General features: G+C 42.2%; 9 protein-coding genes. 5 read left to right on the top strand and 4 right to left on the bottom strand.

Annotated elements, in window-relative coordinates; genetic code table 11:
• Window positions 1–116 precede the first annotated feature (116 nt).
• On the top strand, window positions 117–947 hold the full coding sequence (gene purU, locus LPA49_RS19425; RefSeq protein WP_074988871.1) for a formyltetrahydrofolate deformylase: 831 nt from the start codon (window positions 117–119) through the stop codon (window positions 945–947).
• Between the two features lie 51 nt (window positions 948–998).
• Here the strand turns inward: purU and LPA49_RS19430 are convergent, their stop codons facing one another.
• Together LPA49_RS19430 and acs are read right to left on the bottom strand one after the other, a co-directional pair.
• Entirely contained in the window at window positions 999–1,649 is a 651-nt protein-coding gene (locus LPA49_RS19430) for a response regulator transcription factor (protein WP_036970789.1), read from the bottom strand.
• A gap of 96 nt (window positions 1,650–1,745) precedes the next feature.
• Window positions 1,746–3,686, bottom strand: coding sequence for an acetate--CoA ligase (gene acs, locus LPA49_RS19435; protein ID WP_180311371.1), 1,941 nt, complete (start codon window positions 3,684–3,686; stop codon window positions 1,746–1,748).
• Between the two features lie 271 nt (window positions 3,687–3,957).
• Between acs and LPA49_RS19440 the strand changes: the two genes are divergently transcribed.
• Window positions 3,958–5,127: a DcaP family trimeric outer membrane transporter gene (locus tag LPA49_RS19440; protein WP_036970793.1), complete on the top strand. Its 1,170-nt coding sequence runs from the start codon at window positions 3,958–3,960 to the stop codon at window positions 5,125–5,127.
• A 138-nt stretch (window positions 5,128–5,265) separates the two neighbouring features.
• Entirely contained in the window at window positions 5,266–7,389 is a 2,124-nt protein-coding gene (locus LPA49_RS19445; RefSeq protein ID WP_230237512.1) for a TonB-dependent siderophore receptor, read from the top strand.
• 551 nt (window positions 7,390–7,940) lie between these two features.
• On the opposite strand, the gene recA is transcribed toward LPA49_RS19445, so the two are convergent.
• Together recA and LPA49_RS19455 are read right to left on the bottom strand one after the other, a co-directional pair.
• The gene (gene recA / locus LPA49_RS19450; RefSeq protein ID WP_036970796.1) at window positions 7,941–8,987 is read right to left on the bottom strand and encodes a recombinase RecA; all 1,047 of its coding nucleotides are present in this window, start codon (window positions 8,985–8,987) and stop codon (window positions 7,941–7,943) included.
• A gap of 58 nt (window positions 8,988–9,045) precedes the next feature.
• Window positions 9,046–9,543, bottom strand: coding sequence for a CinA family protein (locus tag LPA49_RS19455; protein ID WP_036970798.1), 498 nt, complete (start codon window positions 9,541–9,543; stop codon window positions 9,046–9,048).
• Between the two features lie 21 nt (window positions 9,544–9,564).
• On the opposite strand from LPA49_RS19455, the gene mutS reads away from it, so the two are divergent.
• Entirely contained in the window at window positions 9,565–12,135 is a 2,571-nt protein-coding gene (gene mutS / locus LPA49_RS19460) for a DNA mismatch repair protein MutS (protein WP_180311368.1), read from the top strand.
• Window positions 12,136–12,260: 125 nt separating this feature from the next.
• The coding region (locus LPA49_RS19465; protein ID WP_230237514.1) for a transposase domain-containing protein at window positions 12,261–12,465 on the top strand (205 nt) is incomplete at its 3' end.

Consider the following 12,465-nt stretch of genomic DNA (forward strand, 5'->3'; position numbering starts at 1 on the left):
TATAAAGCCAGACCAGTCTGTTTAAAATTAATTATTAGATAGTCGAAATTGCGCTATGCAGCGCTAAAAAATTAGCAAATAATAACATTCACACAAATGGGATTAGAATGAGGACTATGAACACGATTTTAACAACACAATGCGATGATGATGTGGGTCTAATTGCCAAGATCACCGGTCTTTGTCATCAACATAATTTGAATATTACCCGTAATAACGAATTTGTAGACAAAGATGCCCAACGCTTTTTCATGCGCACCGAATTAAGCGGGGTTATTTCAGATGACTTTTTACCAAGCCTTGCTGAGCTACTTCCTGATGGCGCAGAGCTTGCGCTGCACAGCAGTGAAAAAACCAAAGTGGTATTGCTTGCCACCAAAGAAGCACATTGTTTAGGGGGAGTATTACTTAAGCAATTCGAAAAAGCCTTAAACATCGAAGTACTGGCCGTGATTGCCAACTATGCAGATTTAGCGCCACTGGCTGCAGGCTTTGGCGTGCCGTTTCATGTAGTATCGCACGAAGGTTTAAGCCGTGCTGAGCATGACCAAAAAGTGGGTGATTTAATTGCCAGCTACCAGCCTGATATTATCGGCCTTGCCAAATACATGCGTATTTTAAGCCCTGAGTTTGTGGCGCGCTTTGAAGGTAAAATTATTAATATTCACCATTCATTTTTACCTGCCTTTATTGGTGCAAAACCCTACCACCAAGCCTTTGAACGTGGGGTAAAAATCATTGGTGCAACCGCTCATTTTGTTAATAACGAACTCGATGAAGGGCCAATTATTTTGCAAGATGTGACGCATGTTAGTCATGCGGATACCGCAGAGATGATGGCAAAAATGGGTAAAGATGTTGAAAAAACAGTATTTTGCAAAGCCTTACAGTTGGCCTCTGAACATAAACTGTTTATAAACGGTAATCGAACCGTGGTGTTTGCTTAAGTAATGAATGAAGAGGCTGCTCGCCTCTTTATTATTTTTATTATCTAATGACTAGTTCGATTCAATAGGATCAAGTTGAAGTTTTGAGGCAATAAGCACGGCTTGAGTACGGTTGTATACGCCAAGTTTTCTGAAAATGGCCGTAATATGTGCTTTTACTGTCGCTTCAGAGATATGTAACTCATAAGCGATTTGCTTATTTAACAAACCTTCATGCAGGTACTGCAGCACTTTGTATTGTTGTGGGGTTAGTGATGCCACCTGAGCTGCAATTTCTTTGTCTTCGCCATCAACGGCTGCTACTTTATCTTTAAGCTCTGCTGGTAACCACACATCGCCTTCTAGAATATGATTAATCGCCATTGCGATATCATCCGATGATGATGATTTAGGAATAAATCCCATCGCACCGTATCCCATTACTTTCGACACAATATTTATGTCTTCACTCCCCGACACAACTGCAATCGGTAAGCTTGGGTAATCTTCGCGAATACGAATAAGGCCGTATAAATCGCCATTTCCTGGCATGTGAAGGTCTAGTAGTAAGATATCAAGATCTTCTTGTTCGCTTAGCACTTGCAATGTGGTATCGAAGTTTTCCGATTCAAATACTTCCAAATCCGTAAACTTAGTACTCAATGCCCCTTTCAGCGCTTCACGAAATAACGGATGATCATCCGCTATTAAAAACTGACTCATGGTTCACTCCTAATAAATTCGGCTGACACCTATTTCTAAGTGACAGCCGATATACTACGTTTAGAATCAACTTCTAATCAAGTTTTTAACGCGTTTTTAACGATTTAATCTATTCTCGATTAGCTCATCAACCACACTCGGATCGGCCAGTGTTGAAGTATCACCTAACTGTTGATGCTCATTAGCGGCAATTTTACGTAAAATTCGACGCATAATCTTACCTGAACGTGTTTTTGGTAAACCTGGCGACCATTGAATCATATCTGGTGATGCAATAGGACTTAGCTCTTTACGAACCCAGTTACGCACTTCTGCGGTTAATTCATCGCTCACTGTGACGCCTTCATTTGGCGTGATATACACGTAAATACCTTGGCCTTTGATGTCGTGCGGGTAACCCACCACGGCAGCCTCAGCAACGGCTTCATGAGCAACTAAGGCACTTTCAATCTCAGCCGTACCTAAGCGATGGCCCGATACATTCAGTACGTCATCAACACGCCCAGTGATCCAATAATAACCATCTTCATCACGGCGACAACCATCCCCCGTGAAATAAACACCAGGGTAAGCAGAGAAGTAAGTTTGTTCAAAACGCTCATGGTCACCATACACGGTACGAGCTTGTGAAGGCCAGCTATCTAAAATAACCAAGTTACCGTCAACCGCACCTTCAAGTGTATTGCCTTCTGCATCATAAAGCGCAGGTGCAATACCAAAGAATGGACGAGTTGCAGAACCAGGCTTCATGTCTGTTGCACCCGGCAATGGTGTGATCATGATGCCACCCGTTTCTGTTTGCCACCAAGTATCAACAATTGGGCAATTCTCATTACCGATATGCTCGTAGTACCATGCCCATGCTTCAGGGTTAATAGGTTCACCCACAGAGCCCATAATACGCAGACTTGTGCGTTTTGATGTCGCTGTTGGCTCATCACCTTTTGCCATCAACGCGCGAATAGCGGTTGGTGCAGTGTAAAGAATAGTGACATTGTGTTTGTCGATTACTTCACCCATACGACCTGCAGTTGGGTAAGTGGGTACACCTTCAAATACCACTTGTGTACAGCCGTTAACTAATGGGCCATACGCAATATAACTGTGACCCGTGATCCAACCAACATCAGCACTGCACCAGAAAATATCGTCTTCTTTTAAATCAAATACATATTCATGGGTCATTGATGCGTAAACAAGGTAGCCACCCGTAGTGTGAACAACACCCTTAGGCTGACCAGTAGAGCCCGATGTATAAAGAATGAAAAGTGGATCTTCAGCATTCATTGGCTCTGGTTCACAATCTGCCGGTAAATCTGCCACTAAATCATGCCACCATACGTCGTGACTGTTCCACTCTACTTCACCGCCAGTTAACTGGTGAACAATCACATGCTCAACTGTGGTTACTGAATCTTGTGATACCGCTTCATCAACATTTGCTTTTAATGGCACGCAGTTACCAGCGCGACGACCTTCATCAGATGTGATCACGACTTTTGCACCTGAGTCATTAATACGGTCAGCGATTGCTGATGGAGAAAAACCACCAAACACAACAGAGTGAATCGCGCCAATACGAGCACACGCTTGCATGGCATATACAGCCTGCGGAGTCATTGGCATATAAATCGCTACGCGGTCACCTTTTGCAACACCCAGCTTTTTAAGACCATTTGCTAATTTTGCAACTTCATCGTGCAATTGTTGGTAGGTAATATTTTCGCTTTGCTCTGGGTTGTCTCCTTCCCAGATAAGGGCTGTTTTGTTTGCTTTAGCAGCGAGATGACGGTCGATACAGTTATATGAGGCATTAAGTTGGCCATCTTCAAACCAACGAATATTGATATGGCCTTTGTCAAATGATGTGTTTTTAACTTTAGTATAAGGAGTTGACCAATCAAGACGCTTACCATGCTCTCGCCAAAATCCTTCAGGGTCATCGATAGATTGCTTGTACAGTGTATTATATTTATCGTTATCAACTAATGCGGCATTCTTGATATGCGCGGGAACTGGATAGATACTTTGTGACATTGTTGTCGTCTCCATTTTAATTACTTGCCTTCGGCCTGCTTCAAGGATCACTCAGCAACGCCCCTTAAAGTATTAGACCTTAGTTGTATATCTCGCCAAATAGCTAAAAACTTCGTAATAGCCACCTATAATCTACTCCAATATGTTGATGTAAGCGATTTATCGCTATGTAACACCTTAGTCTAATAGACCAATAGATAATTGAGAGAAGTCATTTCTTAAACAACAGTGATACAACAACACACAAATAGCTTCAACAGGAATAGACATTATGACAACAACAAAAATAACCGCTTTAAAGACCCTCACGGCATCGGCCGTGTTATGCGCACTAACAGGCACTGCAAGTGCTGCCACTTTAGGTAATACCGATATCACTTATGGCGGTTATGTAAAGCTAGATGCGATGTGGAGTGACTATTCATCAGGTGTTCCAGATGGTACCAGCATTGGTCGTGATTTTTATGTACCGAGTACAACTCCCGTGGGACCTGACGTTGACAGCGATGCAGTCTTTGATATGCATGCCCGCCAATCGCGTTTTAACTTTGGCACTGCAACAAAGTTAGACAATGGTAAAACTGTTAACACTAAAATCGAAATTGACTTTTTAGCCTCCGCACCGGGTGGTAATGAACGTGTTACCAACTCCTATGCTCCGCGTATTCGCCAAGCTTTTATCACGTATGATGGCTGGTTATTTGGTCAAGCGTGGTCAAACTTTCAAAACGTAGGCGCACTGCCAGAAACGCTAGACTTCGTAGGCCCTGCAGAAGGGACCGTTTTTGCCCGCCAATCACAAATTCGTTACTCAACGGGCAACTGGTCGTTCTCTGTTGAAAACCCAGAAAGTACAATTACGACCCAAGGTGGCGCACGCGTTGCAACGGATGATGCATCTTTACCTGATTTTACCGCGCGTTATGCTCATAAAGCAGACTGGGGTGAATTAGTTTTTACAGGTTTAGCGCGTCAACTAACCTATAAAAAGAATGGCGTCGATGCAGACGAAACATCCTTTGGTATTAGTGCATCGGGTAAAGTTAATTTTGGTCAAAACAACCTCAAATTCATGCTGACACAAGGTTCAGGCTTAGGTCGATATGTTGGTTTAAACGTAGCACATGGTGCAGTACTTAATGGTGATGAACTAGATGCCATCGACTCAACTTCAGGCTTCATTGGTTATCAACAACACTGGAATAGTCAGTGGCGTTCAACTTTCCTTTATTCATTTTTCTCAGCTGATAACAACACAGATCTGTTAGCTATTTCGGGTGATCCGACTAAAACAAGTCAAAGCTACAGCGCGAATATTTTATACTCGCCAGTAAAGAAACTCACATTTGGTGTTGAACTGAAACATGCTGAACGAGAATTAGAAAGTGGCGCTGATGGTGATATGGACCGCCTTCAATTTTCTGCAAAATACGTTTTTTAAGTATAAAAATAGTTTTACTTCCTGAGCGGCTCCGGCCGCTTTTTTTATTAAAGCCCCAAAAAGCAAATTGCAAATCATTTTCATTTAGATTAAATTACGCATTAATTTAAATCATCATTGAACTATTTGGAAATTTGCATGTCATCAACTAAATTTTTGCGCTTGTCACAATTAAGCATAGTGACTTCAGCTCTTCTTAGTGGCTACGCTTTAGCAGAACAACCAAAAGAAGAACCTGCGATCGAAAAAATTGCTGTCTACGGTCAACATCACAAAAACTATATTACCGAACAAGCTCAATCAGCGACCAAATTGGGCTTAACCATAAAAGAAACACCTCAGTCTATCTCTGTTGTTTCTCGTGCGTTGATGGATGACTTCTCACTTGATGATTTAAACTCAGTACTTGAAAGCACCCCGGGTGTGACTGTTGAGCAAATTGAAACCGATCGCACCTACTTTAAAGCTCGCGGCTTTGAAATTACCAACTTTCAAGTTAATGGCATGGGTTTACCCCAAGATAATGGCTCTATTCAAGGCACACTTGATACCTCTATATACGATAGTGTCGAAATTGTTCGTGGTGCTAATGGCTTAATGACTGGTGCTGGTAATCCATCGGCAACGGTCAACATGGTATTAAAACGCCCAACATATCAAACACAGGTCAATGCATCAGTGTCATATGGCTCATGGGATAATAAACGTCTTGAACTTGACGCATCAACGGCTATCAACGATAACCACGCAGTGCGTGCCGTATTTACAAAGCATAAAACAGACTCTTATCTTGATCGCTACGAGCAAGATAAAACAATTTATTACTTAGCATATGAAGGCCAACTGACTAACAGCACAGTCGTAACAGCTAACTATGTTAAACAAAATAAAGACGCAGACAGCCCTCTTTGGGAGGCGTTACCACTTTATTATAGCGATGGTACTGCGACTAACTTCGATGTATCAACTAGCACTGCATCCGATTGGTCATACTGGAACAACACCACCGAGCAGTTATTTTTATCTATTGAGCAAGCAATCACTAATACTTGGTTTTTAAAAGCCAGCTATGCACACTTAGAAAATGAGCAAGACTCTGAGCTTTTCTATGTTTATGGCACGCCTGATAGAGAAACAGGTTTAGGCTTAACAGGTTACGCAAGTGAATACGATCATAAAGATAAGCACGACATTTTAGATATCTATGCAACGGGTAAATTTAATTTATTTGGTATGGAGCATGACCTATCGTTTGGTGTTAACCAAGCAGACATGGATTATAATGATAAATCTCTTTATGACCGCACCACAGGCAATGGTTTCCCTAAAATGCCTGAACTGGGTGGTTGGGACGGAGTTGCGCCAATTCCAACACTCACTGATGGTTTAACAGGAGCAGATCTGACTAGCCGTCAACGTTCAGCTTATATTTCAACACGCATTAGAGCCACCGATTCACTTAGCTTCTTAGCAGGTGTCAGCCAAGTAAATTGGGAAACTGAAGGTGAGTCATACGGGAAAGCGAAAGATAAAGACAGCGATCAAACCGTGCCCTACTACGGTGTTGTTTATGATATCAACGAGCGCTTTTCAACTTATGCAAGCTACACAGAAACATTTGTGCCGCAAACTGAGCGTGACATAAATGGTGACTATCTCAACCCTATTACTGGTAAAAGTAGTGAAGTGGGTTTAAAAGCACAATTACTTGATGACAACCTGTTTGTCACTGTTGCCTACTTTGATGCAGAGCAAGTGGGTCTTGCTGTAGCAGTACCAGGATCCTTACCGGATGATACACGCTACTATGGCGCAGACGGCATTAATAGCGATGGTTTTGAACTAGAACTTAGCGGTCAAATCAATGAAACATTGAGTGCAAGTTTTAGCTATAGCAACTTAAACATCGATGGTGATGAGCTGGTAAAAGACTACACGCCAGAAAATCAATTTAAACTTGCGCTAACTCACAAAGTGCCTGAAGTTGATGGCTTAACCTTTGGCCTAAATTACCAATGGCAAGACGATACGCAGCGCGTACAGGTCCGCGATGCTGATACTAATGCACCGCAAATAACCACTCAGCAAGATGCCTATGGTTTATTAAGCTTAATGGCCACTTACGATATTAACGACAATGTTAGTGTTAACTTAAATATTAATAACGTCACCAACGAAAAGTACCTTCATAGCCTATTCTGGGCACAAGGTTACTATGGTGCGCCACGTAGCTATGCTGTTTCATTCAACTGGCAGCTTTAATGAGTGCCAAGTTTGAAACGATAAGCTCTAAACTTTAAGAATTTAAAAGTCGCACACTGTGCGGCTTTTATATATCGACTCGTTGCAGCTGGTTTATCCCGCGTTGACAGATTGAATCCCTTATATCCCCTTACCTTAATTCCTAAAATTGTTCACTTATAGCATTACGCTTAATTAAGTGGTCTATTTTGAGGCAATAAAACCGCATTGATAACAAGGCAAAAATTTAGTTATTTAGTTATTTAGTTATTTAGTTATTTAGTTATTTAGTTATTTAGTTATTTAGTTATTCTAAATCAGAAATTTTTAACGTAGGTAGCGACTGGTTTAATCACTCAAAATGATTAAGTATTTTTGCAAAATGGTATTAATTAAGTGAACTGGTATAGGCCCGCCCCTGTAAATCGCCGCTACACCCAGCGCAACTTTTCACCTATAAAAACGGTTCAGTGCGACTATTATTCGCCCATAAAAAAACCGCTAACTAAGTAGCGGTCTTTTTGTGTTAAGGGCGGGTCAAATCACGCTTAACGATACACTGTAAAGGTGTTTTATAGCTCGTCTTCAGCTATCAAGCCAACATCTACACCGTCTTCAGGCTTAATAGTTGCTTGAAGTAATAGCATTTCACGTAACTTACCTTCAATCTCATCTGCGATCTCTGGGTTGTCTTTTAAGAACTTAATTGAATTTGCTTTACCTTGGCCTACTTTATTACCGTTGTAGCTATACCAAGCACCTGACTTTTCAACAATCTTATGTTTAACACCTAAGTCAATTAATTCACCGTGTTTAGAGATACCTTCACCATACATAATGATGAACTCAGCTTGTTTAAACGGCGGTGCAACTTTGTTTTTAACAATTTTAACGCGGGTTTCATTACCCACAACTTCATCACCCTCTTTCACCGAACCAATACGACGAATATCAATACGTACCGATGCGTAGAATTTAAGTGCGTTACCACCCGTTGTTGTTTCTGGGTTACCAAACATAACACCTATTTTCATACGGATTTGGTTGATGAAAATACACAAGGTGTTCGAGCGCTTAATATTACCCGTTAATTTACGAAGGGCTTGCGACATTAAACGAGCTTGAAGACCCATGTGTGAGTCACCCATGTCGCCTTCAATTTCAGCCTTTGGTGTTAATGCAGCAACCGAGTCAACAATAACCACGTCAACCGCACTTGAACGAACAAGCATGTCACAGATTTCTAATGCTTGCTCACCAGTATCAGGCTGAGAAACAAGTAACTCATCAATGTTTACACCTAGCTTTTGTGCGTATACAGGATCGAGAGCATGCTCAGCATCAACGAATGCACACGTTTTGCCTTGCTTCTGAGCTTCAGCGATAACTTGTAGCGTTAGCGTTGTTTTACCTGATGATTCAGGGCCGTATACTTCAACGATACGTCCTGCTGGTAAACCACCTATACCTAATGCAATATCAATCCCCAGTGAACCTGTTGAGATAGCTTCAATATCAAGGGCTTTGTTGTCGCCCAATTTCATAATTGAACCTTTACCAAATTGACGTTCAATTTGTGATAAAGCAGCGTCCAACGCTTTTTGTTTGTTATCGTTCATTCTGTTCTCCAAATCCGGCTAATGCAGACAGTATACTGTATGAAATCACAGTATCAAGCTAATTTTCTGATTTTATTATCTCGATAACTTTTTCTATTGAATAAACAATAGCTTGAGCTCTAACACTGGCTCTATCACCGGTAAAAACATGTTTGCTTGGGTAATTTTTTCCTGCAAAATGCACGCAAAACCACACCAAACCAACCGGTTTATCCCGGGTTGCCCCACCGGGGCCCGCAATACCCGAAATAGCAATCGCAATATCTGCCTTTGCAGCCTTCGCAGCACCTGACGCCATTTCTAAAACAGTTTGCTCACTGACGGCGCCAAAGTTCTGTAAAGTCTCGTTACTCACACCAATTAATTCATGCTTTGCTTGGTTGCTGTATGTAACAAAAGCACGGTCAATATAATGAGAACTTCCTGGTGTATCTGTTAGCGCATAGCTCACGCCCCCGCCCGTGCATGATTCAGCGGTAGTGATCCATAAGCGTTTATCCGTTAAAATAGCTCCTAATTTCGCAGCAAGTGTTTTAATCTCTTGATGTAATTCCATATTCAGCCTTTGGGTAAATACATGTCGTTTGATCTTTATGCTCCACACACTATAAAACAACAAACACCGATGATGCAGCAGTATCTAAAAATAAAAGCCGAGCATCGCGATATTTTATTGTTTTATCGTATGGGTGATTTTTACGAACTCTTTTTTGATGATGCTAAACGTGCAGCTCAACTTCTTGATATTTCTCAAACTCATCGCGGTAAAGCCGGTGGCGATCCTATTCCTATGGCCGGCGTACCTTATCACGCAGTAGAAAATTACCTAGCACGCCTTGTACAAATGGGTGAATCGGTTGCTATTTGCGAACAAATAGGCGACCCAGCAACCAGCAAAGGTCCGGTAGAGCGTAAAGTCGTGCGCATTGTAACACCCGGTACTATTTCCGATGAAGCCTTACTGCAAGAGCGCCAAGATAACTTACTCACAAGTGTGTGGCAAAATAAACACGGTGTTTACGGCATTGCCTACCTCGATATTAACTCAGGCCGTTTTAATGTACTTGAAGTGAATACTGACGAAGCATTTAGCTCAACACTGCAACGCCTCGCGCCAGCAGAACTGCTTTACAGTGAAACGTTTGCCAATATTCACTTAATCGAACATATTAAAGGGGCTCGCCGTCGCCCAGAATGGGAGTTCGATTTAGACACCGCACAACACCTCTTATGCGATCAATTTGGCACCAAAGATCTAGTTGGCTTTGGGGTTGATAAAGCCCATTGCGCTCTGATTGCAGCGGGCTGTTTAATGCAATATGTAAAAGACACTCAACGCATTGCTCTGCCACATATTCGCGCCATTACCCTTGAGCAAAACGAACACGCAGTGATCTTAGATGCTGCAACCCGTAAAAACTTAGAGCTCACTGTTAACCTCTCTGGAGGCTATGAAAACACCTTGGCACAGGTGCTTGATAAAACCGCTACAGCAATGGGGTCTCGTTTATTAAAACGCCGAATTCATACCCCTGTGCGCAGTAAAGATGAGCTTAACTCACGCCTAAATGCGATTAGTGCGATCATCGATGCTCAACTGTGCGGCGAACTGCACGAATCATTAAAACAAATTGGTGATATTGAGCGAGTTATCGCGCGCCTTGCATTGTGCACAGCCAGACCTCGTGACTTAACGCGTTTACGTAGTGCATTACAAGCGCTGGCACCACTGCATGAGCTACTTAATGATGCCAGCGATCCACGCATTAACCAGATCATCGCACAGTCACAAGAATTACCAGCGCTGCAAGATCTCCTAGAACGCGCAGTCATTGAAACACCACCGGTACTTATTCGTGATGGGGGAGTTATTGCCCCAGGCTATAATAGTGAGTTAGATGAATGGCGTGCGCTTAGCCAAGGCGCAACCGATATCCTTGAAAAACTGGAAGAGCGCGAGCGTGAACGCACAGGCATCAGCACCTTAAAAATTGGCTACAACAAGGTGCATGGCTTCTTCATTGAAGTTAGCCGTGCTAATTCACACTTAGTCCCTGCTGATTATATTCGTCGTCAAACATTAAAAAATAACGAACGCTATATCATTCCTGAGCTAAAAGAGCATGAAGACAAAGTACTCGGTAGCCAATCAAAAGCGTTGGCTCTCGAAAAACAACTTTATGAACAACTATTTGAATTTATAGCACCGCATATTGAGCAGCTACAAACGATGGCTGCGGTACTGGCTGATTTAGACGTTCTTAATAATTTAGCTGAACGTGCGCAAGCGCTCAACTACGCCAAACCAACACTGTGTGATAACGACAATATAAGCATAAAGCAAGGGCGTCATCCCGTTGTTGAGCAAGTAATGAAAGACCCCTTTATTGCCAACCCTGTCGAGTTAAGCAACGACCGTAAGATGTTGATCATCACAGGGCCAAACATGGGGGGTAAATCAACCTATATGCGTCAAACTGCGTTAATTGTACTCATGGCACATATTGGGTCTTATGTCCCTGCTGACAGCGCAGAAATTGGCAATATTGACCGCATTTTTACGCGTATTGGCGCAAGTGATGATTTAGCATCAGGGCGTTCAACCTTTATGGTTGAAATGACAGAGACAGCGACCATTTTAAACAATGCCACGGCGCAATCTTTGGTCTTGATGGATGAAATAGGACGCGGTACTTCGACCTATGATGGCCTGTCTCTCGCCTATGCTACGGCCGATTATTTAGCCTCAAAAATTGCCGCAAAAACCTTATTCGCCACCCATTATTTTGAGCTAACTGAACTGGCCGAGCAGCAGCAAGGATTGGTTAATGTTCACCTAGATGCGATTGAGCATAACGACACTATTGCCTTTATGCATACCGTGCTTGAAGGTGCAGCAAGTAAAAGCTTTGGTTTACAAGTTGCCGCGCTTGCCGGTGTACCAAAAGCCGTTATTCAGCAAGCAAAGCAAAAACTAAAAATGCTTGAAAATCATCAGCCTGTTACAGCCCCTGTGCAACAACAGCAAGCACTGGCGTTTGACAATGAACCCTCTGAACTTGAGCTAACTTTACAGCAGCTCGACCCAGACAGTTTAACACCAAGACAAGCACACCAGCTGTTATACCAATTAAAAGATTTACTTTAATTGCGTGCATAAAAAAAGCTGACAATATGTCTAATGCAGATCAGTTAAGCATATTTTTATGATCACTTGACTGATCTTTTCATAGCTTCACAATCCGATATTAGAAATAGTATCGGATTTTTTTTATGTCTCTAATTCAACACTTTGATGATATGTCCTCCTTTTTAGATGATGTACATACACTCGACAAACTTAAGCAGGTTCTTGACCCTGATATTCTTGAACAAGCATTTGAACATGCGGGAGTTGCCACTGTTCGTAAAAGGCGGTTACCGCTAGAAGCTATTATGTGGTCTGTAATTGGTATGAGTTTATTCCGAAACGAAACTG

Source organism: Pseudoalteromonas sp. MB41 (assembly GCF_020966275.1).
GTDB classification, from domain to species: domain Bacteria; phylum Pseudomonadota; class Gammaproteobacteria; order Enterobacterales; family Alteromonadaceae; genus Pseudoalteromonas; species Pseudoalteromonas lipolytica.

Bases quoted from the DNA above. Each gene is read 5' to 3' on its own strand.
- purU (WP_074988871.1), top strand. From the start codon at position 117: ATGAACACGATTTTAACAACACAATGCGATGATGATGTGGGTCTAATT.
- LPA49_RS19430 (WP_036970789.1), bottom strand. From the start codon at position 1,649: ATGAGTCAGTTTTTAATAGCGGATGATCATCCGTTATTTCGTGAAGCG.
- acs (WP_180311371.1), bottom strand. From the start codon at position 3,686: ATGTCACAAAGTATCTATCCAGTTCCCGCGCATATCAAGAATGCCGCA.
- LPA49_RS19440 (WP_036970793.1), top strand. From the start codon at position 3,958: ATGACAACAACAAAAATAACCGCTTTAAAGACCCTCACGGCATCGGCC.
- LPA49_RS19445 (WP_230237512.1), top strand. From the start codon at position 5,266: ATGTCATCAACTAAATTTTTGCGCTTGTCACAATTAAGCATAGTGACT.
- recA (WP_036970796.1), bottom strand. From the start codon at position 8,987: ATGAACGATAACAAACAAAAAGCGTTGGACGCTGCTTTATCACAAATT.
- LPA49_RS19455 (WP_036970798.1), bottom strand. From the start codon at position 9,543: ATGGAATTACATCAAGAGATTAAAACACTTGCTGCGAAATTAGGAGCT.
- mutS (WP_180311368.1), top strand. From the start codon at position 9,565: ATGTCGTTTGATCTTTATGCTCCACACACTATAAAACAACAAACACCG.